Annotated in this window: 23 protein-coding genes; 3 read left to right on the top strand and 20 right to left on the bottom strand. The window is 39.5% G+C overall.

Translation table 11 applies throughout. From position 1 onward, the window contains the following. Positions 1-190 precede the first annotated feature (190 nt). The 8 genes from LXL81_RS20200 to LXL81_RS20165 all read right to left on the bottom strand — a co-directional run bounded on the left by LXL81_RS20200 (position 191) and on the right by LXL81_RS20165 (position 11,808). Positions 191-751, bottom strand: a complete 561-nt coding sequence (locus LXL81_RS20200; protein ID WP_234648575.1) for a TetR/AcrR family transcriptional regulator — start codon at positions 749-751, stop codon at positions 191-193. 91 nt (positions 752-842) lie between these two features. Continuing rightward, positions 843-1,799 (bottom strand): DUF4249 domain-containing protein, encoded by a 957-nt coding sequence (locus LXL81_RS20195; RefSeq protein ID WP_234648574.1) that lies wholly within the window; start codon positions 1,797-1,799, stop codon positions 843-845. Between the two features lie 6 nt (positions 1,800-1,805). Further along, entirely contained in the window at positions 1,806-4,205 is a 2,400-nt protein-coding gene (locus LXL81_RS20190; RefSeq protein ID WP_234648573.1) for a TonB-dependent receptor, read from the bottom strand. A 172-nt stretch (positions 4,206-4,377) separates the two neighbouring features. Beyond that, positions 4,378-6,456 (bottom strand): M3 family metallopeptidase, encoded by a 2,079-nt coding sequence (locus LXL81_RS20185; protein WP_234648572.1) that lies wholly within the window; start codon positions 6,454-6,456, stop codon positions 4,378-4,380. 37 nt (positions 6,457-6,493) lie between these two features. Next, a complete protein-coding gene (locus LXL81_RS20180; RefSeq protein WP_234648571.1) occupies positions 6,494-7,414 on the bottom strand; it encodes an SMP-30/gluconolactonase/LRE family protein in 921 nt (306 codons plus the stop codon). 1,335 nt (positions 7,415-8,749) lie between these two features. Beyond that, on the bottom strand, positions 8,750-9,718 hold the full coding sequence (gene rlmF / locus LXL81_RS20175) for a 23S rRNA (adenine(1618)-N(6))-methyltransferase RlmF (protein WP_234648570.1): 969 nt from the start codon (positions 9,716-9,718) through the stop codon (positions 8,750-8,752). A 17-nt stretch (positions 9,719-9,735) separates the two neighbouring features. Further along, positions 9,736-10,524, bottom strand: a complete 789-nt coding sequence (locus LXL81_RS20170; protein ID WP_234648569.1) for a DUF3050 domain-containing protein — start codon at positions 10,522-10,524, stop codon at positions 9,736-9,738. 165 nt (positions 10,525-10,689) lie between these two features. After that, entirely contained in the window at positions 10,690-11,808 is a 1,119-nt protein-coding gene (locus LXL81_RS20165; RefSeq protein ID WP_234648568.1) for a Gfo/Idh/MocA family protein, read from the bottom strand. A gap of 278 nt (positions 11,809-12,086) precedes the next feature. Here LXL81_RS20165 and LXL81_RS20160 point away from each other — a divergent pair, with 278 nt between their 5' ends. Beyond that, positions 12,087-13,031, top strand: a complete 945-nt coding sequence (locus tag LXL81_RS20160; RefSeq protein WP_234648567.1) for a ring-cleaving dioxygenase — start codon at positions 12,087-12,089, stop codon at positions 13,029-13,031. A gap of 105 nt (positions 13,032-13,136) precedes the next feature. Here LXL81_RS20160 and LXL81_RS20155 read toward each other — a convergent pair whose 3' ends face one another. The 12 genes from LXL81_RS20155 to LXL81_RS20100 form a co-directional block, all read right to left on the bottom strand. Continuing rightward, entirely contained in the window at positions 13,137-13,520 is a 384-nt protein-coding gene (locus LXL81_RS20155; RefSeq protein ID WP_234648566.1) for a hypothetical protein, read from the bottom strand. 238 nt (positions 13,521-13,758) lie between these two features. Next, positions 13,759-14,142 (bottom strand): hypothetical protein, encoded by a 384-nt coding sequence (locus LXL81_RS20150; protein WP_234648565.1) that lies wholly within the window; start codon positions 14,140-14,142, stop codon positions 13,759-13,761. 68 nt (positions 14,143-14,210) lie between these two features. Continuing rightward, positions 14,211-14,594, bottom strand: a complete 384-nt coding sequence (locus LXL81_RS20145) for a DUF3244 domain-containing protein (protein WP_234648564.1) — start codon at positions 14,592-14,594, stop codon at positions 14,211-14,213. A 552-nt stretch (positions 14,595-15,146) separates the two neighbouring features. Beyond that, on the bottom strand, positions 15,147-15,530 hold the full coding sequence (locus tag LXL81_RS20140) for a hypothetical protein (protein WP_234648563.1): 384 nt from the start codon (positions 15,528-15,530) through the stop codon (positions 15,147-15,149). Between the two features lie 67 nt (positions 15,531-15,597). Continuing rightward, the gene (locus LXL81_RS20135) at positions 15,598-15,981 is read right to left on the bottom strand and encodes a DUF3244 domain-containing protein (RefSeq protein ID WP_234648562.1); all 384 of its coding nucleotides are present in this window, start codon (positions 15,979-15,981) and stop codon (positions 15,598-15,600) included. Between the two features lie 444 nt (positions 15,982-16,425). Further along, on the bottom strand, positions 16,426-17,667 hold the full coding sequence (locus LXL81_RS20130; RefSeq protein ID WP_234648561.1) for an MFS transporter: 1,242 nt from the start codon (positions 17,665-17,667) through the stop codon (positions 16,426-16,428). A gap of 140 nt (positions 17,668-17,807) precedes the next feature. After that, positions 17,808-18,578 (bottom strand): 3-ketoacyl-ACP reductase, encoded by a 771-nt coding sequence (locus LXL81_RS20125; RefSeq protein WP_234648560.1) that lies wholly within the window; start codon positions 18,576-18,578, stop codon positions 17,808-17,810. A 30-nt stretch (positions 18,579-18,608) separates the two neighbouring features. Continuing rightward, positions 18,609-19,754 (bottom strand): Gfo/Idh/MocA family protein, encoded by a 1,146-nt coding sequence (locus tag LXL81_RS20120; RefSeq protein WP_234648559.1) that lies wholly within the window; start codon positions 19,752-19,754, stop codon positions 18,609-18,611. A 72-nt stretch (positions 19,755-19,826) separates the two neighbouring features. Then, positions 19,827-20,645 carry a sugar phosphate isomerase/epimerase gene (locus LXL81_RS20115; RefSeq protein WP_234648558.1) on the bottom strand — a complete coding sequence of 273 codons (819 nt, stop codon included), beginning with the start codon at positions 20,643-20,645 and terminating at the stop codon, positions 19,827-19,829. 156 nt (positions 20,646-20,801) lie between these two features. Beyond that, positions 20,802-22,178 carry a glycosyl hydrolase gene (locus LXL81_RS20110; RefSeq protein ID WP_234648557.1) on the bottom strand — a complete coding sequence of 459 codons (1,377 nt, stop codon included), beginning with the start codon at positions 22,176-22,178 and terminating at the stop codon, positions 20,802-20,804. A 92-nt stretch (positions 22,179-22,270) separates the two neighbouring features. Then, positions 22,271-23,185 carry an AraC family transcriptional regulator gene (locus tag LXL81_RS20105; protein ID WP_234648556.1) on the bottom strand — a complete coding sequence of 305 codons (915 nt, stop codon included), beginning with the start codon at positions 23,183-23,185 and terminating at the stop codon, positions 22,271-22,273. 9 nt (positions 23,186-23,194) lie between these two features. Beyond that, positions 23,195-23,752 (bottom strand): DUF4126 domain-containing protein, encoded by a 558-nt coding sequence (locus tag LXL81_RS20100; protein WP_234648555.1) that lies wholly within the window; start codon positions 23,750-23,752, stop codon positions 23,195-23,197. Between the two features lie 160 nt (positions 23,753-23,912). On the opposite strand from LXL81_RS20100, the gene LXL81_RS20095 reads away from it, so the two are divergent. Then, positions 23,913-25,682 carry an ABC transporter ATP-binding protein gene (locus LXL81_RS20095; RefSeq protein ID WP_234648554.1) on the top strand — a complete coding sequence of 590 codons (1,770 nt, stop codon included), beginning with the start codon at positions 23,913-23,915 and terminating at the stop codon, positions 25,680-25,682. Positions 25,683-25,875: 193 nt separating this feature from the next. Continuing rightward, positions 25,876-26,238, top strand: coding sequence for a helix-turn-helix transcriptional regulator (locus LXL81_RS20090; RefSeq protein WP_234648553.1), 363 nt, complete (start codon positions 25,876-25,878; stop codon positions 26,236-26,238). Positions 26,239-26,419 lie beyond the last annotated feature (181 nt).

The raw sequence follows: 26,419 nt of genomic DNA, 5'->3' as shown, positions 1-26,419 counted from the left end.
TGATATGTTTCATAACATTGCAATTACTCGTTAATAGCTTAAAGCACTTACTGTTTGAAAACTATGCATTTTTGCCCTGCTTATATACTTTATTGCCAATATTTTATAAAAAAGTATATTAATAACCATTTCTGGTGTACAGATTTATCAAAAAGAGAAAATGTTGTAGAATGGTAAGAAAGTGGAAATCTTACTTAAAATATTTGAGCTTATACAAATCAGAAACAATTTTCTTTGCTCTCTCAACAGGCCACTGACTTTTAAATAACTGACTTTCCTGCATCGCCGCTTCGAACAATAGGTAAACGGTATCACTTAAATCATCCTTAGGATTCTCCATAACATCTGCAAAAAATGTCCTGAGCTGTTGTTTATATTCCTGAATTATAGCTAACAATTGTGATTCATCCGACTGGATCTCTGATAACATATTCAGGAAACTGCATCCCCGGAAATGCTCTTTTTCATTGATCTGAATCAAAAAATCAAATGCTGCCAGTATCTTCTTTTTTTCTTTTTTTGATTCGTCTGTAAATGACAAAAGCTGTTCAAACCAGATTTTATGCCGGGCTTTTAAATATTCTACTCCTAAATCTTCTTTGGATTTGAAATGGAGGTACAGACTGGCTTTTGCTACGCCTGCCTCACTGATAATCTGGTTGATACCGGTGGTATTATATCCCTGTTCATGAAACAGCCTGAGCGCTGTATCCAGAATACGTTCTTTGGGTAAGACCGGATGATGTTTCATAATCGGAGTTTTTAGGAATAAATAAACAGACTGGTCTATTTGACCCGATAAATCTAATCAATATAAAAAAGGTATACGAATTACTGTGGAATTATTTAGGTCTGTAAGTAATCTGCCTGTTATTATAAGCTGCAAAACAGCCTAATCCGCCGTTAATATTATTATAAACCAAAGAAGGCTCGGAAAATGGATTGTCGGACTGATCGGCCAGTTTTAAAGATTTGTGATAATCGTAATAGGTCTTTTCTGTATTATTAACTTCTATTACCACCGATACCACCCGCGGTTTTTGTTTCGCATAATATTTAGTACCATCTGCCGAAGTGTACAAAAGCGTAGTAGGAAGAAAACTTCTGCCAAGTGGAGAGGTGAAGGAAGTACCATCCAGATTGACGTCACTTTGGAATTCGCTTCTTCCGCTGTCATCATTCCAGTTAAAACTGAACCTGTTTCTTACACGTTTTTCCTGAAAATTATCCGGAGTTGTTCCTTCCAGAATTGAATATTCAACATCCATATTGGCCCGAACCCTGTAAAAATTGGCTTCCCCGGCAATATCCTGCCAAACCGCGTTTACAGTCAGCGCAGTATCCGGACGACCGTTTCGCCTGGTGATATATGCCGTGTCGATTGCATAGGATTTAATCGTAACCTGATTGGCTGGTACCGTGCAGGTTGCATCAACAGAACGGGTGGGATCTGAAACAGACAGCTTGTATGTCTGAGATGCCACGATCGGGAAACTTGCTTTTTCGATGCTATATAACTGGCTTGTAGAATCATATGGCAAAATGACTTCTTTTCCGCCACCGGAAATTTTAACCACAGCATTGGTAATTACGGAATTTTCCGAATTGGATTCTCCGAATAACGGTATCGATTCTGTGACAACAACATAAATTCTTGCAGCCTGCGGAGAAATAAATGATTGCACTACCAACTTGGAACCAATACCCGGAACATCGTCCGGAGAGACATCAGTAACCAGGGTATCGCAGGAAAAAAGCGCGGCGATGACGATCAGAAATATAAAAATGTTGATTTTCATGATGTCTTAAAACTTAAAGTTATAACTGATCGAAGGCAGGACAGGAAATAGTGAATATCGTTTCAAGGATGTTTTTTTATTGCCATTGGCCAATGTTTCTTCCGAAATATCGTAGAAAAAAGGATTTCTTCTGTTGTAAGCGTTGTACAATCCAAATTCCCAGGTACGCTCGTGCGTCTTCTTTTTTTTATGAAACTGAATGGCCAGATCCAGGCGATGGAAAGCCTCAGCCCTAAAATCGTTTTTGGCTCCGTATTCATTTACCTGGTCGCCGCTCCATGTTACAATGGGTTTACCAGCCGTTACATTTCGATTGAAAATATTATCTGTCACGCCGGTATAACTGGCAAGCGGCAAGGTCAGCGCATTTCCTGTTCCATAAACCCAGGTAGCAGACATGGTGATGCGTTTGTTCAGTTCATAAATCCCAACAACGGATAAGTCGTGGCGACGGTCGTAACGCGGGTAAAATGTTTTGCCAAAATTCAGTTCGGGAAACTGCCATTTGGTCCAGGAAAGCGTGTAACCCACCCATCCGGAAAATCTACCTGCCTTTTTATGAACCAGAAATTCAGCTCCGTAAGACCATCCCTTTCCGGCGGTTACATTATCTTCCCAACTTAATTCATTTGCGTTCTCACCGCTGACACTTAAAAACGAAGCACCTTCTTTGTAATTAAGAATGTTGTTCATTTTTTTGTAATAACCTTCGAGCGTTAATGTTAAAGCAGGTTTTTCCAGATCTTTTGCCAGGCCAATCGCTACTTGTTTTGATTGCTGCGGGGCCACACGATCCGTTGTCGGTACCCATAAATCGGTTGGCAGGCCCAAACCTGTATTGGAAAGCAGATGAACATACTGATTCATTTGTGCATAGGATGCTTTCAATGAAAAATCCTGGGCCAATCGCAATGCGCCAGAAAACCTCGGTTCTGGTCGGATGTAGGTTTTGGATGCTGTCTGAAACGAACTGACACGAAAGCCTGCATTCATTTTCAGGGCATCGGTAGCCTGCCAGGTATCTTCTACGTAAATTCCGGCTTCCAATGTGTTGACAGGCTTCACGGATCGCTCGATAGAAGCGTCGATCAGAGAGCCTTCAATGGCCAGGGCAGAAGGCACAAACCTGTGAAACGTAGCCTGAGCTCCAAATTTCACAGCATGTTTTGTTGAAGGGTAAAAGTCAAGATCCGTTTTTACACCCCAATCCCGAATTTGTGAGGTATATTTCAGGCTATATTCATCACGAGTGGTGCCGTCGGTATTGATACCCTTATCATAATTGGTTACTCCAAATTCAAAATTGCTGTAAATGAACGACGTGTTAACAAACAACTTTTGATTCAATAAATGATTCCAGCGTAAGGTTGCAGTCCGGTTTCCCCAGTCAAGTCCGGCCCGGGATTCATTGTTTGGATCTGTCTGATTGGCGTAAAATTTATCACGCCCAAAATATCCACTGAGGTACACTTTGTCTTTTTGACCAAAATCATAATTGATTTTGGCATTAAGATCATAGAAATAATAGCCCGGTTTTACCTGCTCGGTTTCCCCACGCTGACTGCGGGCAATAAGCGGTTTTGCCAAAAAATCGATATATGTTCTTCTGCCCGAAATAAGAAAGGATGATTTTCCTTTTGAAATTGGTCCTTCCAAAGTGAGTCTCGAAGAGATAATGCCAATACCGCCTTCGCCGTGCAAAGCTTCTTTATTCCCTTCTTTCATATTCATTTCCAAAACAGAAGAGAGTCTGCCACCATATCTAGCAGGAAATCCACCTTTGGTAAGCTCTACACTTTTGAGAGCATCGCTATTAAAAATGGAGAAAAAGCCGAATAGGTGATTGGCATTGTACACAACGGCATCATCCAGAATGATCAGGTTTTGATCCGGTCCGCCGCCGCGAACGTATAAGCCCGTTTGCCCTTCTGTTCCTTTTTGAACGCCTGGCATAAGCTGTAAAACTTTCAGAACATCTTTTTCACCAAAAAAAGCGGGTATTTTTTTGATTTGGGAGATTGGTATCTCAACCTGGCTCATTTGTGCAGAATGGCTGATATAATCTTCTTCCCGGCGTGATGAAACAACAACTTCTTCAAGCTGATTTATCGTTTCAAGTAAAATATTGATCTCGGTATTTTTATTCAGTAGGATTTTTTTCTCAATGCTTTCATAACCTACAAACGAATAGCTTATTCTGGCGGAATCCATTGGCGGGATCGTGAGCGAATAAAAACCATAAGTGTTGGTTACGGCACCAAAAGGGGTATTTGGTATGTAAACATTAACGCCGGGCAGAGATTCCTGGCTCCCTTTTTCCCTCACAAATCCGCTGACGGTTATACGTTCCTGTGCGTTAACGATGTATGAAGTCAGTAAAATAAGTAAAGTACAAATTATACGCATAGGTAGAGTAGTGATTCCTTTGGTAACGTCCTACTGATGAATATAGTATAAATTTGAAAATAGTAAAACTGAATAAAAGTCTCTGAATACAACCGTGTTATAGTGATTGTATAATAAAAAAAAGGTGCAGTTTTTTTACGCCTGCACCTCGAACATTATTTAGATGAATAACTTACAACATCTTACTAAGGCCGCGATTTTCCAATAAGTATTTAACTTCGGGTTCTCTTCCGCGGAACGCTTTGTATAACATCATCGGCTCTTCGGTATCTCCTTTCGATAAAATATTTTTCCGGAATGAGGTTGCCGTTTCCTGATCAAATATGTCTCCCTTTTCTTTAAAAGCAGCAAAAGCATCGCTGTCCAAAACCTCGGACCATATGTAACTATAATAACCAGCTGAATATCCACCTGAAAAAATATGCTGGAAATAGGTGCTGCGATATCTTGGAGCAATTTGTTTCATCAAACCTAAATCCTCCATTTTTTCTTTTTCAAAGGAAGTTATGTCAACTTTTGCTCCCGATGAAAGTGTGTGATAACTCAGGTCCAAAAATGACGCCGCCAGATATTCAACGGTGCCAAAACCCTGATTGAATTTCGAAGCTTTTTGCATTCTTTCAATCATTTCAAGAGGCAGCACTTCTCCGGTCTGATAATGTTTTGCATAAAAATTCAGGACCTCAGGCTCAAAAGCCCAATGTTCCATAATTTGAGAAGGAAGTTCAACAAAATCACGCGAAACAGAAGTGCCCGAAAGTGTCTCATATTTTACGTGGGATAACAAACCGTGCAAAGCATGACCAAATTCGTGGAAAAATGTTTCTACTTCATCCGGCGTCAGCAATACAGAATCATTTCCAATTGGTTTTGGAAAGTTGCAAACATTGGCCACAATTGGTGATACCGGCCTGGACAAAGCAGATTGCTTGCGATAGGAAGTCATCCAGGCACCGCCTCTTTTTGAATTTCTGGAATAAAAATCCATATAAAATATACCGACATGCGTGCCGTCAGATTCTTTTACTTCGTAAGCGATAACATCGGGGTGATATTTTGGAATGTCATGAATTTCATTGAAAGTCAACCCGTAAAGTTTTTGGCAAACAAAAAAGATCCCGTCACGAACCTTTTCCAATTGAAAGTAGGGACGAAGTTCTTCTGCATTATAATTGTATTTTTCCTTGCGGACCTTATCAGCATAATAAGTCCAGTCCCAGGCTTCCAGTTCATCACCGTTACCTTCCCGGTTCAGAACATTTTGCATTTCAAACGCCTCGTTTTTTGCAACGGGCAGAGCAGACTTCCAAAGTCCGTCCAGCAATGTATATACCTGATCCGGCGTTTTTGCCATGCTTTCTTCCAGTACAAAATCGGCATGAGTTTTGTAGCCAAGCAATTGTGCGCGCTCTGCACGTAATGCTGAAATATTGGCTACAATTTCTTTGTTATCCAGTTCATTATCATGATTACAGCGATTGATGTACGCTTTGTACATTTTTTCACGGAGCTGACGGTTTTCTGCATATTGCAAAAAAGGCATAACACTTGGATTATGAAGCGTAAATTTCCATTTGCCATCATTTCCGGAATCCGCAGCTGCATGTGCAGCGGAAGTGATAAGCGAATCCGGTAAGCCTGCAAGATCAGATTCATCATCAACGAGAAGTTCAAATTTATTAGTTTCTGCTAACAAATTCTGTCCAAATTTCACCGTTGAAATAGAAAGCTGCTGGTTGATTTCCCGCATTCTGATTTGCTGTTGCGCATCCAGATTTGCACCGCTTCTTACAAATGCCTTATATGTTTTTTCTAATAATCGCTTTTGCTCCTTTGTCAGATTCAGATTGTCCTGCTGGTCATTTAATGTTTTGACCCTTTTGAATAAATCAGCATTCAGGAAAATGTCGTCGCTGTGCTGTGACAATCTTGGCGCAATAACCTGGGAAATGTTTTCAATTTCGGGAGAGGTATTTGCAGAAGCCAGATTAAAAAACACGCTGCTGACTTTTGTTAAAAGCTGGTCGCTCGTTTCCAGTTTTTCAATCGTATTTTCGAAAGTCGGTGCATTTTCCGGATTTGTGATTTCCAGAATGCTTTTTTCATTTTGCTTCATACCTTCCTCAAACGCAGGCATAAAATGTTCCGGTTTTACTTTGTCAAATGGCGGAACTTCAAAAGGCGTATTATATGCTGTTAATAATGGATTTGTTTCAGTCGCAATATCTATGTTATTATTTTCAATAGTCATGTTTGTGTGGGTTATGTTCCTGCTTGTTTTTTTTGTCTTATTTAATTCCTTTCACTCGCATTTTAATTCCGTAAACAGCCGTTTCAGCAGTTATAAATAATAAATCGCGATTTTTTCCACCAAAACATAAATTGGCTGTCCAGCCTTTATGAACCGGGAAATGTGCGATTTCTTCTCCTTTTTTATTGAAAACTGTTACACCGTTTCCGGTAATGTACAAATTCCCCTCATTGTCAAGAATCATCCCGTCCGAGCCTTTTGATACAAACAAGGTTTTGTTAGATAATGATCCGTCTTTGTTGATGTCATAAACATAGGTTTTGCTTGCACCGATGTCCGCAACATATAAATTTTTTCCGTCGGCAGTGCCAATAATTCCATTGGGCTTTTTTAGCTGATCGTCCGCGCGCACTAATTTTTTACTATCAGGACTCAGGTAATACAGGTGTTCTCCATCCTGCTGCATTTTCGGATCACGTTTCCAGTAATCTCTCGGATAAAGCGGATCTGTTAAATAAATACCACCTTTGGAATCGATCCAAAGGTCATTCGGGCCATTCAACAGTTTTCCGTCATAGTCTTTTACAAGTACGGTATGGTTTCCTATTTTATCAAATGACCAAACCTGGTTGTCTTCATCTGAGCAGGCTACCAAATTTCCTTTTTTGTCAAAATACATACCATTTGCACGGCCTGAATTTTCTGAAAAAATACTGAATTCGCCACTTTCCGCATCCCAACGTATTATTTTATTATTTGGCTGATCTGTAAAAAAAACATTTCCCTGAACATCAGCAACGGGGCCTTCGGTGAATTTATAGCCTTCACCCAATTTTTCAACCTGGGCTCCGGGTGCAATTATTGTATTTTTATCCATGATTTGAGCAGAAAGTGAAACCGGTGTAATAAAAGATAATGCCAAAGTTATTGCTGAGGCGAAAAAGGTGAATTTTTTCATGAGGACGAATTATAGATAAATAACGGCCAAAATCTTGACAGTAAATGTATAAGGAAAGTTTAGCGGAAATTTAATGTTTATAACACAGAGTGACAGAAATATTTATGTCACCCTTTCAGGGTTTGACTCCTGAATCGTAAATGCATCTCTATAATAATGTCATCCCTTCGGGATTATGGAAGAGCAAAAAATCAGGTTTATGAATCAGGATTTTAGGCATTAATTGATTTGTAAATACTTATCAACTTATTGATTTTAGAAGCCAATCGTAAAAATGTATTTTTTAAATTGTATTTTTAGAGTTGTGTATTTTCTGGCGATACAATACCGAAGGGATGACATTATTATAGAAATTGGCATAGCTCTTCGAAGCTCAACCCTGAAAGGGTGGCATATGATATTAATATCATCCCATGCTGATTTTGGATGTATGATTATCAGCATTTTAGACGGGGAATGAATTTAAATTTAAAAATCAATCAATAATTGATTTCTAGAAGATAATCTAACAGCATATTTTCAAACCTTCGAATTTTCTTATTTATAACAATCCCGAAGGGATGATATTATTATAGAAATTGGCTGAAACACATTCGTGCCAAAACCCTGAAAGGGTGGCATATTATATTAATATCGTCCCATGCTGATTTTGGATGGATGAGTATCAGCATTTTAGACGGGGAATGAATTTTAAATTTAGAAATCAATCAATAATTGATTTTTAGAAGATAATCTAACAGCATATTTTTAAACCTTCGAATTTTCTTATTTATAACAATCCCGAAGGGATGACATTATTATAGAAATTGGCTGAAACACATTCGTGCCAAAACCCTGAAAGGGTGGCATATTATGTTAATATCTTCCCATGCCGATTTTGGATGGATGAGTATCAGTATTTTAGACGGGGAATGAATTTTAAATTTAGAAATCAATCAATAATTGATTTTTAGAAGATAATCTAACAGCATATTTTTAAACTTCGAATTTACTTATTTATAACAATCCCGAAGGGATGACATTATTATAGAAATTGGCATAACTCATCGAAGCTCAACCTTGAAAGGGCGGCATATTATGTTTATATCATCCCATGCTGATTTTGAATGGATGAGAATAAGGGTTTTAGAAAGGGAATGAATTTAAATTTAATCAATTATTGATTTTTAGAAGATAATCTAACAGCATTTTTTTAACCTTCGAATTTTCTTATTTATAACAATCCCGAAGGGATGACATTATTATAGAAATTGGCATAACGCATCGAAGCTCAACCCTGAAAGGGTGGTATAACCAACTTTGGGATAACGTTTATTTCAAAAAATACTATTGAAATCATTTCCCGAATCGCTCATTCGCCCATTTCTTCTGCGTTTCCTTATCCAAAAACGTCCACGCCACAAACCTGCTCACTTTTTGTCCTTGTGCCATTTCTACTGTTTTCACATTGAATGCATTAACCTTTTTCAATTCAGCATAAACGCCAGGCAAAGTTGTCTTTTTAGAAATCAACGAGGTAAACCATAAACATTGGTTTGCGATTTCCGCGCTCTCCCGGACCATTTGTCTTATAAAGGCTTCTTCACCACCTTCAACCCATAATTCTGCGTTTTGTCCGCCGAAATTTAACGTTGGTTTTGCTCCGCTTTTTAGTCCAAGATTGGTTAGTTTTCGTTTTGTTCCGGCCTGCGCTTCTGCAAGAGATGCATGAAATGGAGGATTACAAATAGTAACATCAAAAATTTCTGCGGGCTGGATAATTCCTTTAAAAATATGTTTGGAAGAAGTTTGCAGACGAATATCAATCGCTCCTTCGAGGGAAGGATTTTTGTCGATAATTTGTCTGGCAGAATTGATAGAAACAGGGTCAACGTCAGATCCTGTAAAACTCCATCCATACTCTCTGTGTCCTACGATTGGATACACACAATTTGCGCCGACACCGATATCAAGAACTTTAACCTCCTTTCCCACAGGGAATTTTTCATCATTAACAGAAGCAAGTAAATCGGCGATATAATGAATATAATCTGCCCGCCCCGGAATGGGCGGACAAAGATAGCCGTCCGGAATATCCCAATAAATAATTCCGTAAAAATGTTTTAATAAAGCTTTATTTAGCGCTTTAACTGCATCCGGATTTGCAAAGTCGATGGATTTGTCACCAAACGGATTGATGAAAACAAACTTCGATAATTCACTTTGACTATTTATTAATTCCTCAAAATCATACCTTTCCCTATGCAGGTTTCGCGCATGCAGACTGGTCTTTTCAGTATGTATTTTTTTTGATTTCTGGGCCAATGAAAAAGTAGTCAGATTTAATTTAATATCGCATTTTTACTTGCAATCTGCTCGTAGACAGCGTCCCAAAGATCAATTCTTTTTTGCAGCGATTGAATGGTAGCCTGTTCTGCTTCTTTCCAGTAAGTTTCATTGTCACCACAAAGGTTGGAAGTCATCTGCAAAGCCAGATTACTGTGATGATCTCCATCGACTTCGATATGTCTTTCCAGATAATATTTAAAAATGGAAACTTCCTCCGGGAAAGTTTTACTGATATCGTTTACGATGGAATGAAACATATTTGGGATCAGATCTTCTCTTCCAAAGGTGAAAGTTGCGGCCTGCAAATAATCCTTTTTGCTATTGATGATCTTGAAAGTGAAATTGACAAAATCCTGAGCAGCTTGCGGTGCGTCTGAAACTTCAAAGGAAGCACTCAGATTATTACTAATTCTTAATTCAGAAATGAATTTTTCAATTTGAGATGTATCCGCGCCACTTTGCAGCATTGCTTCCAGATATAATTCATAATGACTTTTGAGATCACCATTTTGATCAATATCCGATTCTTCCCCGGCTACAATTTCATTGATCAGATGTCTCGTAACAGCTGACCCAACCGGAAACCAGGGGACAGAAGTGCAAGTCAGATTATTTTGAAGTGCTTTGAGAAGCGACATGAAATCCCAGACTGCAAAAACGTGATACTGCATGAATATTCTCAGATCGTCCAGCTCGGTAATGGCAGAATAAACTTTATGATTGATGATTTGCTGCCTGAGCGGCTCGATAGCTATTTGTAATTTATTTATATGGTCTGACATAACAATTGAATTGAAATACGAAATTAAATGCTGAATGAAGCCGCAAAGTTAACGTATCTCATATCCTGATCCTTATATTTCAGGGTTTTTTCGGATTAAGAAAAAATTAAATCAAGGTATTGTAAAAAGCAAAAGTGCCCGGCGATTGAAGGCCGGGCATTGTCACTATGCTTTGTTGATAAAAATTTTCTGTCCTCCTTTTCTGATCGATTCGTAGACGGCGTCTACCACAATCATATCCTTTAATCCTTCCTGTCCAGTAATGTGCGGATCCGGTTTGTTGTTTAAAATAATATCAGCCAGTCCGTCCATCTGTAAAGTCTGGTGAGGAATATGAGCCGGCATTTCCATTGGCCCTGCGTTTGTTCTGCCTTTAATCGGTCCGTAACCAAACGCGGGACTCAGCTCAACAAATCCTTTTTCGCCTATTACATAAAGTCTTTCGAAATTGTTGAAGTTATAGGTTGTGCCGCAATTGGCTATTACACCGCTTGGAAATCCCAGCTGAAAAGTGATTGTTTCGTCAACTTCCTTAAATTTTACCGGATCCGTTTTAGATTCCTGAGCCGTTACCCAGACAGGTTCTTCACCGGTTCCATAGCGTGCGCCATTGAGTGCATAAACGCCGACATCCATCATAGCACCACCACCAGCCAGTGCTTTTTTCAAACGCCACTGCGTTGGATCGCCGCTTTTGAAACCCATGTAATTATTGACATGCATAATTTTTCCAAGTTCTCCCGATTCGCGCATTCGGATAAGCTCACGTGTGTGAGGCTCAAAGTGCATCCGATATCCGATATAAAATTTAACGCCCGCTTTTTCACAGGCCGCAATCATTTCACGGGTTTGTTTGGCATTGTCAGCTACCGGTTTTTCGCAAAGCACATGTTTCCCGGCTGCTGCTATTTGCAATACATGTTTATGATGAAGGGAATTTGGCGTCGTTACATATACAATATCAATATCCGGATTGTTTTTTATATCACCGACATTTTCATAGTTATAAACGTTTTTATCAGGGATGTTATATTTCTTTTTCCAGGTATCAACTTTGGACGGAGTGCCGGAAACAACTCCAACTAATGTTGCCATAGTACATTTCTGCATAGCTTCGGCTACGATGTTAGCATATCCGCCCAGTCCCATAATAGCAACACGGAGCTGTTTTTCAGCACGAACCAGGGGGACAGACGGAGCTGCGGCAGAGGCAGGCAAACCTGCAAGTGCAGTTACGCCAATACCAAGGGAAACCTTTTGGAGGAAATCACGACGAGAATTCATATGAAACAGATTTATGAAATGGTGTTTGAAAGCCAAATGTCACCGATACTTGTAAAAGAATAATTTTCAACCTATCTCCTTATTGTTGAGGATTGAAATATGATGTTTTTAAAAGTTTTCTTTTCAAAAAGTGTCCTGAATCGATAATCTGTACAATATATTCCGGATTTGTTGAATTGATCAAACCAACTTTTTGATATTATTTTATCACTTTATGGAACCAAGTCTGATAAATACATGTATATACATTAAATGTAACAACATATAAATTTTAAATCATGGAAAATCTTATTAACGGCTTGCATCATATCACCGCTTTGGCAAGCGACGCCCAAAGAAATGTAGATTTTTACGTAGGAATTCTGGGATTGAAAATGGTTAAAAAAACCGTCAATTTTGATGCTCCTGATGTTTATCATTTGTATTATGGTGACGAAACAGGTTCACCAGGTTCAATTGTTACATTTTTTCCATATGCTGGTTTGGTGAGAGGACGGAAAGGCGGAGGGCAATTAACTTATTCTGCTTTTTCAATTCCAACTGCTTCTTTGAGTTTCTGGATGGACAGACTGGTGCATTTTGGTATACCTTATGCAGGGCCATACAGACGGTTTAATGAAACTTATCTACGTTTTGAAGATTATGACGGAATGGGCGTAGAGCTTGTTGCCAACGATATTGACAATCGTCCGGGATGGAATAACGGGAAAATTCCAACCGAATATTCAATCCGTGGGGCTTATACCGTTTCGTTAAATGAATATAAAATTGATAAAACAGTTTCTTTGTTAACCGATGTAATGCAGCATCGTCTGGTTGCCGAAGAAAATGGAGTTTATAGATTTGAAGCCGGTGCAGGCGGACCTGGTTCTTATGTGGACGTGCTCGAATCGCCAAAAGATATTCGTGCGTTACTAGGGGCAGGTTCTGTGCACCACGTAGCTTTTGCTACGGATAGTGATGAAACGCAGTTGGAAATCCGTGAGAAATTGTTGTCTGGAAGTTATAATCCAACCGAAGTTTTAGACCGTAATTATTTTCATAGCATTTATTATCGGGAACCAGGCGGAATTTTATTTGAAATTGCTACAAATCCTCCCGGGTTTGCCGTGGATGAAAGTGTTGCTGAATTAGGTACTTCATTAAAGCTGCCTGAATGGTATGAACCAAGAAGAGAGAAAATCGAGGCGGAGCTTCCGACGATTGTGGCAGAAAGTAAATAACAAGAGAAGAAAAACAAAAAACGGCTTCCGGTGATCTGGAAGCCGTTTTTATATGATCATGGCTAATAATAAGCTTGGGGATGTATGCGTAATGACAGGAAAACGTTATTCAATTTTTAAGGAGCGTTGGACTTTTTGTTCTTCCAAATAGACGGATTTGGACAAGATTTCATTACCTATCATTATTTTGAGCGTATAATGTCCGTCTTCAAGCTGGTCTACATTCAGGGCCCGACCAAACTTAGCGCTGTTGCCTCTGATAATCTCACGGTATAAAACCTGTCCGCCATCGTTGCTCAACAGAATAATTGCCGGCGCAGATTTATTAACGCGGTCGATATAGACATTGATTTTTCCATCTATACAACGGTAAATCCCGGTTTTGAAGCCGGTAGGTTTTTTTGCTTCCTTTTCATCTGCGAAGGCAGAAATGCAGGTGACCATAATTAGGACAAATGCAGTTGCGAATGTTTTGATAGTCTTTTTCATAGCTGATGTGATTATGATGAATTAATGCTTGTGCTTGAATTTCCCAGGCTTCGTCAGACATTTTCATCATGTTAGTCGGATCAGTTGCAACGGCGGATAACAATGGATTGGAACTAAATGCAGATAGTGATTGAACGGCAATTTAAAGAGTGAAATAAAACGCAAAAACGGTTTCCTGTTCAGGGAAACCGTTTTTAATATTCTGGCTAATAGATTGGGCTACAAAATGAATTCCGGATTAATTGATTGTCAAAACACGTTCTGTTTTTTGTTCTGTCAACTGAAGTGATTTTGACTGTGTTTCTCCATTGCTGGTCACCTGGATCTCGTATTTTCCTGCTTCCAGATCATTCAGATTAAAAGAGCGTCCGAATTTTTGGCTTCCTTTTTCAATGACTTCACGGTAAACAACTTCTCCCTGATCGTTTTTTAACAATAAAATTGTTGGTGAGTCCTGATTTACTTTGTCGACCAGTACATTGATTTTACCTCCTTTGGTTGAATAAATTCCAGTACCGAAACCGGTTGATTTTTTGGTCGCTTTATCATCTGCATTGGCAGTGAAAGCAAAAGAAGTAACAAGTGCAAAAGCGATGGCGATATTTTTGATGTAAGTTTTCATGGCTGTTATTTTTAAAGTATGGCTAATTTTTCTTTATAAATGGCTAATAATGAATCTTGAAAAAAATCTTATTTAATCGTTAAAACACGTTCTGTTTTTTGATCTGATAACTGGAATGATTTGGTTTGTGTTTCGTTTTTACTGATTACATCAATGTCATATTTCCCGGCTTCAAGATCTGTAACGTTCAACTGGCGACCGAATTTTTGGTTTCCTTTTCCAACGACTTCACGGTAAACAACTTCACCTTGTTCGTTTTTTACCAGTATGGTCGTCGCTGCGTTGTTATCAGCTTTATCAACTAACACATTGATTTTTCCGCCTTTATTGATGTAAACACCCGTTCCGAAAGCGGAAGCTTTTTTGGTTTCTTTGTTTTCGGCGTTAGCAGCAAAAGCGAAAGAAGTAACAAATGCGAAAGCAACAGCGATATTTTTGATTGAATTTTTCATGGCTATGTATATTTTAAAATTGAATGTGATTTGTTTCCCTTATTGATGAATCAAAGGTAGGGTGATGGCAGGTACTATGTATAACAAAGTACACGAATGGATGGTTTTCAGTGATAAGTGGTATGGGGAATAAATGAGTAATTAAGCGGTAAAAAAATGGTGTTGTGGTTTTGTGAATTAATGATCTGGACTATGTAGAATAGTGAAAATTAGTTTTTTGAGGGGATTGTAATTTGAATCAAATTGGCCATGCCTACGGCATTTTATGAACGCCGGGATTGCCGCTGACACAGGGATTAAAATCCCTGGCTATCATGTCGTTCATGCCTATGGCATTTTGTAATCATGCAGATTGCGAATTATCAAAGGGAAATCTTTTTACAATATATGATGGATGCCTATGACATTTTCTAGTGCTGTAAGCACGGCCGACATTGTAGCCAGGGAATTTATTCCCTGGGATTCTGACCGGAATTAATTTCATCGTTAATAAAACAAAAAAAGCTTTCGTTTTCACGAAAGCCATTTTCAAAACTTAATATTTCTATGCTTTTATTTAATCGACACAACCCGTTCGACAAGAGGTTCTGTTAATTGAAATGATTTGGTTTGAGAATCATTTTTAGTGCTCACTTTGATTTCATATTTCCCTGGGGTAAGCTCGTCCACATTTAAAATACGTCCGAATTTTTGGTATCCTTTTTCAACAACTTCACGATAAACAATATCTCCGGCTGCATTTTTAACCAGGATCATCGTGTTGGAATCGTTATTGAGTTTGTCAACAAATACATTAATTTTCCCATTTTTATTAATGTAAACACCAGTATTCAGGGCAGAAGCTTTTTTTGTTTCTTTATCTTCTGCATTAGCATTGAAAGCAACAGAAGTAACAAGTGCAAAGGCAATGGCGATATTTTTGATGTAAGTTTTCATGGCTGTTTTTTTTAAAGTATGGCTAATTTTCTTTATGAATGGCTAATAATGAATCTTGAAAAAAGTCTTATTTGATCGTTAAAACACGTTCTGTTTTTTGATCTGATAACTGGAATGATTTGGTTTGTGTTTCGTTTTTGCTGATTACATCAATGTCATATTTACCGGCTTCAAGATCTTTAACGTTCAACTGGCGACCGAATTTTTGATTTCCTTTTTCAACTACTTCACGGTAAACAACTTCACCTTGTTCGTTTTTTACCAGTATGGTCGTCGCTGCGTTATTATCAGCTTTATCAACTAACACATTGATTTTTCCGCCTTTATTGATGTAAACACCCGTTCCGAAAGCGGAAGCTTTTTTAGTTTCTTTGTTTTCGGCGTTAGCAGCAAAAGCGAAAGAAGTAACAAATGCGAAAGCGACAGCGATATTTTTGATTGAATTTTTCATGGCTATGTATATTTTAAAATTGAATGTGATTTGTTTCCCTTATTGATGAATCAAAGGTAGGGTGATGGCAGGTACTATGTATAACAAAGTACATGAATAGATGGTTTTTGGTGATAAGTGGTATTAGGAATAAATAAGTAATTAAGCGGTAGAAAGAGCTAATGCGGTTTTGTGAAAATCCTAATCGGAAAAACGTAGAATCGGAAAATTAGCTTGGTGAGAAGATTGTTTCCTCAAAGAAATCGGCCATGCCGCCGGCATGTTTTAATAATAAATTTTACGTTTCCTATTTTTGGAAATTAAATCTCTGAATATTATATCATTAGTCCAAAGCCATTGTCCAGTACCGTAGGTACGGCCGACATTGTAGCCAGGGAATTTATTCCCTGGAAATGGAAATGGAAAGGGAAAAAGGTATTTTGCCGGAAACTAAAAAAAACTATTTTAATCCTTCTCCACAAAATTCATATCCTTCGTAAATGTTTCTTCCAAAAAGTACAGCGCGATCAAAGCAATTACACTTGTAATAATCCCCAAGGTAAGTCCACTGTTAATTACGCCAAGATTTGGTTTGAACTGAACAAATAAAGTCGCTAACGGAATTGTAGCACCGCGAACAAAATTAGGAACGGTTGTAGCTACCGTTGCCCGAAGGTTAGTTCCGAAAAGTTCGGCCGCGATGGTGATGAATAATGTCCAGTATCCGTTACAAAATCCTAAAAACGCACAAACGATGTAAAAGGAAAAAGCATCCTTCAAAGGAATCAGCAGGTAGGTGATCATCATACAAAGAGATAGTATGATGAAAAGTCCAATTACTTTTTTACGACTTTGCAAATACTGACTTAATAATCCGCTGGCAATGTCGCCGAAAACCTGCCCTGAAAAAGCAAGCATAACCGCTTTGCCTGCATTGACGCCAACAATTCCTTTGGCATGACCAAATTCAGGTGAAAATGTGATTAGGATACCAACAACAAACCAGATCGGAAGTCCAACCAGGATCGCCATCAGATATTTGCTGAATCTTTTACCGTTGCCGATGATCATCAGAATATTTCCCTGATCAACACTTTTCTCTTTTATTTTTTGAAACATACCTGATTCAAACACATTGAATCTCAGTACTAAAAGTATCAGTCCCATTCCACCTCCCACGAAATAAGAAACCCTCCAGGCAAATAAATCAGCTACAAAATAGGCCAGAATGGCACCCATGACACCGAGCGTTGCAACCAGCGTTGTTCCATACCCCCGAACTTCTTTTGGTAAAACTTCCGTCACCAGCGTTATTCCTGCACCCAGTTCTCCCGCCAAACCCACACCAGCTACAAAACGTAGAATCGCATATTGATCAACCGAAGTGACAAATCCATTACTGATATTTGCTAATGAATACATGATAATGGATCCAAAAAGCACCGAAAGTCGTCCCTTTTTATCTGCCAGAATTCCCCATAAAACACCGCCGATCAGCATACCGGCCATCTGATAATTCAGCAGTTTTATTCCTTGCGTTAACAACTGGTCGTCTGCAACATTTAGTGCTTTCAGACTTGGAACACGCACCACACTAAATAGAAAAAGATCATACATATCAACCAGATAACCCAGTGCGGCAACGATAACCGGCACTTGCAAAAGTTGTGATACCAAAGACGGACGGGATTGTGGAATGGCTGACATGGGTTTTAGGGATTAGCTATTAGTGTTTAGGCGTTAGTCTGGATCATTAGAATATACTGTCATTAAGAAAAACTGGAAGAGCGAATAATTATCGACGAGCCAAAAAGCTAATAGCCAAACGCTAAAAGCCAACAGCTAAATCAAAGTCTGTCGATCAGCATTCCTCCATCTACACCAATTACCTGGCCGGTAGAATAGGGGAAATCCCCTCTTGTGAGTGATGCAACGGCTTTCCCAACATCTTCCGGTGTTCCCCAGCGAGGCTGCAAAGCCATACCATTTTCAAACAGATTGTTATATTTATCCTGAACTTTGGAAGTCATATCCGTGGCGATTACACCAGGACGGATTTCAAATACAGGAATATTATATTCTGCCATCCGAACTGCGAAAAGTGCGCTGGTCATAGCAAGACCGGCTTTCGAAACACAATATTCTCCACGATTTATAGATACAACCGTTGCTGAAATGGATGTGACAAATATGATCGTTGCTTCAAAAGCATGATTATTTTGTTTTGTATGAGCCATTTTTTTTGCAACACTCTGGGTGAAAAAAAATGGTCCTTCCAGATTTGTTGTCAATACTTCCTGATAATTTTCAGGTGTAGTTTCAAGCAAATCCATTCTTACGCGTGGAGCTATTCCTGCATTATTGACGAGCAAATTTATTTGTCCAAAAAAATCATAGGCTTTTGAAATAATCTTTTCCCGGTCTTCTGCAATAGCAATACTTCCCTGACAGTAAAGAACCTCCGCGCCAAGCTGCCTGAGTTCTTCCAGGGCTTCTGCTGCGTTTTCTTCGTCACGGACACCATTAATGGCCAGATTGAATCCTTCTTTTGCCAAAGCTTTTGCAATGCCAAAGCCAATTCCCCGGCTCCCTCCTGTAATAAGTGCGGTCTTTTTCATAAAAAAGTATGTTGATTTATGATAAGACTTTTATAATTCGTCAATAGTAACCCATTGACGTTTTTCCCAGCTCTCAATACCTTTTTCGGCCAGCTGAACACCGCGTGCTCCGGCTTTCAGATCCCATGGAAACGGTGTGTCTTTTACCACATGTTTGAGATATAATTCCCATTGTGCTTTAAAAGCATTGTCAAAATTTTCCTGTTCCGGTACTTTTGACCAGCCATCAAAAAATGGAATAGGCTGAGCAATGTCCGGGTTCCAGACCGGTTTTGGGGTGTTTCCATAATGCTGGGTATAACATTCCCTCAAACCGGCCACGGCAGAACCGTTGGTACCGTCAACCTGCAAAGTCAGCAGATCGTCGCGACGAACGCGAACCGTCCAGGAAGAATTGAACTGGGCAATGACATCGCCTTCTAATTCGAAGGTTGCATAACATGCATCGTCGGCTGTGCATATATATGGCTTGCCGTTTTCATCAATTCTTTCCGGAATATGTGTGGCACCCAAACAGGAAACCGCTTTTACTTTTCCGAAAAGATTATCCAGCACATACCGCCAGTGACAAAGCATATCAACGATAATCCCGCCGTCATCCTCTTTTCTGTAATTCCAGGATGGACGTTGTGCAGGAATTGAATGACCTTCAAAAACCCAATAACCAAATTCTCCACGTACGGAAAGTATCTTGCCAAAGAAACCGCTTTCCATTAACCGTTTCAATTTCAACATGCCCGGAAGCCATAATTTATCCTGAACTACACCGTTTTTAAGTCCGGCTGCGGTTGCCAGAGCGTAAAGTTCAAGTGCTTCTTCGGTTGTAGTACCCGTGGGTTTTTCACAATAAATATGTTTCCCGGCCAAAATTGCTTTTTTTACCGCTGGCGCCCTGCGACCGGTTACCTGCGCATCAAAATAAATCTGAAAATGCGGATCTGTTAAAACAGAATCGAGGTCAGTAGTAAATTTTGTTATACCGGACTGTTTTCCCAAAGCTTCCAGTTTCGCTTTATTTCTTCCAACCAGAATCGGGTCAGGCATAATGATTTCGTCTGCTGAAATCTTAACACCGCCTTGTTCGATGATGGCAACGATGGAGCGTAGCAAATGCTGGTTGGTTCCCATTCGGCCCGTTACGCCGTTCATGATAATACCGATCGTATGAGTAGTCATTTCTTAGGTTTTAGCGAAGAGTTGTTAGCTGTCAGCTTTTTAATTTTGAAAGGTTTATGTTTATTGCTGCTTTCATACATGTTCAATAAAAGCTCTTGTAATTTCTTCAAGAAAAATATCCCGATCTTTTGCCCAGTGTATATTTGAAAATATTTCTACTTCACAAAATCCATTAAAACCGGTTGCTTCCACACAGCTACGGATTTTTTTCAGATCAATACAACCTTCACCCATCAAACCCCGATCATTTAGCATATCAATGGTGTTTACTTTCCAGTCACAAACGTGGTAAGCGAAAAGATTTCCATTCAAACCACAGCGGGCTATTTCTTTTTCCAGTTGCGGATCCCACCATAAATGATAGACATCCACAGCCACACCTACATAATCTGACCTGAAATATTCTGCCATATCATTGGCCTGCGCCAATGTGTTAATTGCCGAACGATCAGCAGCATACATCGGATGCAATGGCTCAATGGCCAGTTTTACATTCAGTTTTTCTGCCAATGGCAAAATGGCTTCAATACCTTCGCGGATCTGATTTCTGGAAGTATCAAGCGACTGATCTGGCGAAGCTCCGCAAACCAGAACAATCATGGGAGCACCCAAAGCGGCAGCTTCTTCCAGTAATTTTTTATTATGATCAATTGCCTGAGCCCTTCCTGCGCTGCTTGTATGCGGAAAAAAACCGCCCCGAACGTAAGACACGATTTCAAGCCCTGAGGCACGAATAATTTCCCCAGCGCGTCTCGGACCAATACCTTCCATAGCATTCTGCCATACACTAATACCTTTAACACCCGCCGCCGCATATTTTTCAACAGCCTCCGGAAGTGCCCAGGGTTTGGTGGTGATGGTATGAATGCAACAACGATCGAGAGAAATCATTTTTTAATTGTTAATGGTTAAGGATTAATTGTTAATGTTGGGTTGGTTAAATTTTGAAATTAGATGGGTAGTAAGCAACTTAAATAATTGATTTACAATAAGTTAATTTAAAGAAAAGTGCTTCAAACGCCATCATTAACAATTAACCTTTAACCATTAACAATTAAAGTAGGTATAGTACGGTAAGCCTTTGTTGATCCTGTGCAGGTAAAGGGCCACTTCTCTCGCGTGGTAATCACCCCACATGCTTGATTCTCCGTTTGGTACTTTCTGACCTTCCGGAATATTGTCCCAGCCGTTTGGACGATGATAGACAGAATGTAAAATCAAGCCCTGATGCGTTGGGTCGGTTGATAAATAAGGCTCCGCGAAAAGTGTATCCAGAGTTGTCAGACCGGCCTGCCAGTATTTATTTCCTTCTTTTGACTGATTTTTATCTTTTAAATATTTTCCCAATCTCAATAATCCTTGTGCGCCGATAGCAGCAGCTGAACTGTCTATTGGTTCAAAATCATTGTAAGGATCAGATTTCCTGGCCGTATAATCTTCTAATTTGTAAAGTTGAGGAGCTCCGGTATCCCAATATGGAATGCCATCGGAGGCGGTATTTTTTATGTAGAAATCGCAGGTTGCTTTTGCCGCTTTAAGATAGATTGCTTCTATATGTTCTTTTCCACCGATTTTTTCCAGTTCTTCATTTGAAAAATATGCGAGAGATTCCAGTTGTTCCGCAAAACCGGTCATGGCCCAGGCTAATCCGCGTGTCCAGGTTGTGAAGCCTGAAAATCCCTGTTGGGAATTGGGACAGCGGAAATTTCCGTCGGTAGTATTAAATACACTTTCATGCGCCGTTCTGCCCCATAGATCGTAGCTGTCACGGCCTTCGCCATAATAAACAGAATACTTTGCAGTGGCCAAAGAATGAAACGTTCCTCTTTCAAGCAAACTCGTTTTTACATCATTTTCACCCATCAGGCTATGCCCCAATAAATGAGACACCATCAAGGCACGAACAGAGCGGATTGTATCAACAAATAAAGAATGCGGACCATTAAATGAATGAATATATCCCTGTCCATCTTTTGTCGGAGTCCAGCGTTTGGCCTGAACTGCACCGGAAATTTTCAAAGCAAATTCGTAGAAATCTCTTTCCCATTTATTTTCCGCAATTCTGCCTTCATTCATTAACCGGAGCAAATTCCCGTAAGTGCTCACATTGTTAAACCCATGATCGTGGACACCAAAATGGCTGACATGCGAAGCCATGTGATCAACCGTATTTTTTTTGGCTCTTTCTAAAAATGATTCGTCTCCGGTAGCATCAAATTGTAAAACTTCGGCACCATATTGAAAACCCTGCGTCCATTCCGTCCAGCCGCGGGTTGTGTATTTTCCATGCACCGTAAAAACCGGTGAACCTTTGGAGGTATCGTATTCTTTGGAAATTAGATTAATTTTTTCTGCTGAAAGTTGCCACAACCGATCAATTTTTGGTTGAAGTGATGCTGCGGACAAATCGTTACGAATCTCCATGTGTCAATATCAAAGTATTATTTAGCCTTTTTATTTTAGGATAATACAAAGATATATTTTCAATGAAGTGTTGGCAAGGTACATTTTTGTTATTAAATGGTACTTTTCCGAACAGAGTCCCGGTATTCATTCGGGGTCAGTCCGGATTTTCTTTTAAAAATTCTGCCAAAATAGGAGGGATCTTCGATATGAATATGATAAGCTATTTCTTTGCTGCTCAGATTTGTGAAAACCAGAAGCCGTTTTGCTTCCAGTAATAGTTTATCAAGAATATATTCCTGCGTCTGCACACCCAGAAACCGTTTTACCGTTTTACTCAAATAATCAGGAGAAACTTTAAGAATGGTAGCATACTGCTGCACTTCATGCATTTCCCTGAAATTCTTTTCAACCAGTTCCTGAAACCGACCTACAATTTCTGGAACAGAAGATGCTGAGGTTTCGTAAGATCTTATACCTTTCTGACTGATGATGGCACATTTTTGAAGAAGCAGGCCAAGATATTGTCCGAGCATGTTCTGGTCCGGTTCATTTCCCAGATGATCCTCAACCATATTTTCCAGAATGTTGTGAAAATAATGGCGTTCCATTTCTGTCAGTCTAAGTATAGGCTGTCTTTTGCCGGTTTGAAAAAACGGAAATTTGGAAAGTGAAGTCGCAGATGGATTATAAAAAGTGTAAAAATCCTCTGAAAAAGCTACGATAAAACCCTGGCAGGGTGCGGCAAAAGTTAATAGATGAACTTGTCCGGGTGTTAAAAAATGCATCCCGGTTCCCTGCATAGCGTAGGAATGGAAATCGATTTCATGGAATCCCTGTCCTTCTTCTATAAACAAAATTTCATAATACGTGTGCCGGTGAGGCGTGTCCGTAGGTAAAGGGGTTATCGGTAAGGTATCCGGTATTTCATTCGATGCTCTGTCGCTGTTTTTAAACCGGTAGATTCTCAGAGCCGGAACCGGACTTTGCGATTTTGGAAGTGAATGAACAGGTATGGTATCAAACATGAAAGCACACTATTTAGATTTTCTTAACCTTCCTATCCTCCTGAAAAGCCAGAGTACCAGCAGAACTACCAGTATGAGTGCAACAATAGGCAGAAAAACGGCTAAACCTGACAGACTGAATGAAGCGATATTCTCAACCGTCGATACCACCGGGTTACCAAGTCCTGCTGTGGTTTTAGACGAAAATAAACGCAGAAGACCCGTACCGGCCTGTACCAATCCGGCGGTTCCTCCACCTAAAATTAATCCCAAACCCCAGTGTAAAACCGGATTATCGATTTGAATAAATGATGTTGAAAGCAAAGCACCGGCTATGACGGCGGCCGGCGTGGCGATCGTGTCCAGTAAATTATCGATGAAAGGAATATAATATCCGCTGATTTCAGCGATGGTTGCCGTAAGCAAAACAAAAAATGCAGTCCAGGTTGCCATCCACGCAAAACCTTCACCAGGTGTGATCCATCCGCTTAGTGTTGCGATATTGGCAACAAGCATCGGAAGAAAAACCCGGAAACCGCTGCTGGCGCTCAGGCCAAGTCCAAGACAAATACTTAGAAAAATTTCCATGGCTTATTCGGTTGGATGAAGATTTAAGCAAACTGGCAGTTAAGAAAGTTAGACAAAAAAATGAATTCTTCGTTTCTTTGGTGACGAATTTTACTTTTTCATTGTTGAGGATAAGATATAGGATAATGAACAAGAAATAAAAACCAACAACCACCAGTCTGTGAATCAGGAAACCAAAAGCGGCCAGATATTTGATCTGCCAACTCTTAAACGTTTATACACATTCGTTCGGCCTTATCAAAAGCAGTTTTATTTGCTGATCGCTATCATTATGGTCAACGCGGTTTTAGCTCCTTTGACTCCGCTTTTAATAAAATATACAATTGACAAACCCATTGCCGAAGGAAATTATAATCAACTGGCACTAATGCTGGGAATAATGGTTTTGGTTTTGATCGTGCAGGGATTTGTTCAGTTTTGGAATACATACATGTCGGGCTGGCTGGGACAGTATATTATCCGTGATATCCGGGTTCAGCTTTATGAAAAAATTATTGGGCTGCGGTTGAAATTTTTTGACAATACGCCTATTGGTCGTCTGGTAACACGTACCATTTCAGATGTTGAGACGCTATCAAACGTATTTAGTGATGGTATGGCGGCCATTGCCGGTGATATTTTACAGCTGACTTTGATCATTGCGGTTATGTTTTATACCGACTGGAAATTGTCAGTGATCAGTTTGTCTATGATACCGCTGATGCTTTTTTGTACCTACGTTTTCAAAGAAAAAATAAAGGATGCTTTTAATGAAGTGCGTGCCGCAGTTTCGAACCTGAATTCTTTTGTTCAGGAACATATTACCGGTATGAGCATCGTTCAGATTTTTAGCAGTGAGGATATTGAATACGAGAAATTTCAGGAAATAAATAAGATACACCGGGATGCGAATATCAGGTCAATTCTCTATTATTCAATCTATTACCCGGTTGCTGATGTGATTTCCGCGGCTGGTACCGGGCTTGTGGTTTGGTATGGTTCAAAGCAGATTTTAAATGCAGAAGTTACTTTTGGTACTGTTACAGCATTTGTGATGTTTATTAACCTGTTTTTCCGCCCGATCCGCCAGTTGGCTGATCGTTTCAATACGTTACAAATGGGTATTGTAAGTACAGACAGGATTTTGAAATTGCTTGATAGTGATGAGTACACTTCAAATGAGGGGACTTATGTACCGGAAGTTATCAAAGGTGATGTCGAATTCAAAGATGTTTGGTTTGCCTATAATGATGAAGACTATGTATTGAAAAATATCAATTTTAAAGTTAAAGAAGGCGAAACAATTGCATTTGTAGGCGCAACCGGTGCCGGTAAATCTTCCATTATCAATTTATTAAGCCGTTTTTACGATATAAACAAAGGACAGATTTTTGTCGATGGCGTTGAAGTTCATGAGTTCGAGCTTAACGCTTTGCGGAAAAATATCGGTGTTGTTTTGCAGGATGTTTTTTTGTTTTCTGATACGATTGAAAACAATATCCGGTTAGGTGATTTTACCATTACGCATGAAAAAATCGTTGAAGCAGCAAAAATGGTTGGTGTTCATGATTTTATTGAAAGACTTCCGGGCGGTTATACCTACAATGTGATGGAGCGTGGCGCAACATTGTCCGTAGGTCAGCGTCAGTTAATTTCCTTCGTCCGGGCCATGGTGCATAATCCTAAAATCATCGTGCTGGATGAAGCCACATCTTCGGTCGACAGTGAAACCGAGGAACTGATTCAGAAAGCGATTGAAAAATTAATGGTTGGCCGCACAGCGATTGTTATTGCCCATAGACTCTCTACAATTCAGGAAGCAAATAAGATCATTGTCGTTGATAAAGGTGAAATCATGGAAGAAGGTACGCATGAGCAACTGCTTGAAAAAGAGGCATTTTACGCGAATTTATATCGGATGCAGTATAAGGAGGTTTTGAAGATCGGGTAGGTGATTTCTTTCAAAATTTGTGTTATAACCAGCTTATTCTCAATGTAGAATAAGTTGGTTTTGTGTTGCTTAACAATTTTAATCAAAGTTTGCATAAAGTTTGTGAGTTTGAATTTTGTGTGTAAAATTGCTTCTACATATCAACGTTGTGAAGTACTAGAGATGATTTTTATATCCAAACTTTACATCAACAATGGAAAAAGTATTACCCCGATCCCTGTCGGTTTACCCGACCGTCCATTTTCTTTCAAGAAAAGAACGTGAAGTTCTGGTGCTTGTCGCCATGGGAATGACTTCAAAAGAGATTTCTGTGAAACTGGACGTACTTCCCAAAAGTATTGACAATTACAAAAATCGGATTACTAAAAAACTGGGTGTGAACGGTTATGGCGCACTGGGCCATTTTGCTTTCGAGAACAAGGCTTTACTTCTTGAATTAGGCATTTTCCTCTTTCCGAAGTCGGCAGCTGAAATTTTAAAGATCAGGACCTTGCCGTTTAAAGAAATGGAAAATATTGCGGGAGGCGGTAACCGGGCTGTAAAATACCGTTTCTGAGAGCCGGATATGAACATTTTCTATCCTGTTTTTTAAATTACTAAAATCTCCAATCTCTTTATTATAGCCATGAAAAAGTTGCCGAAAGACCTAATGACTGAAATAACTGGCGGTGCTTGCAAAGGTGCGATCATACAAATGGGAAGAGCATTTTTGCTAACCGGAATGCTTTCCGGATGGA

It is taken from the genome of Dyadobacter sp. CY356, from assembly GCF_021440195.1.
Classification (GTDB): Bacteria; Bacteroidota; Bacteroidia; order Cytophagales; family Spirosomataceae; genus Dyadobacter.
This window is presented reverse-complemented; position numbering and strand designations above follow the sequence as displayed.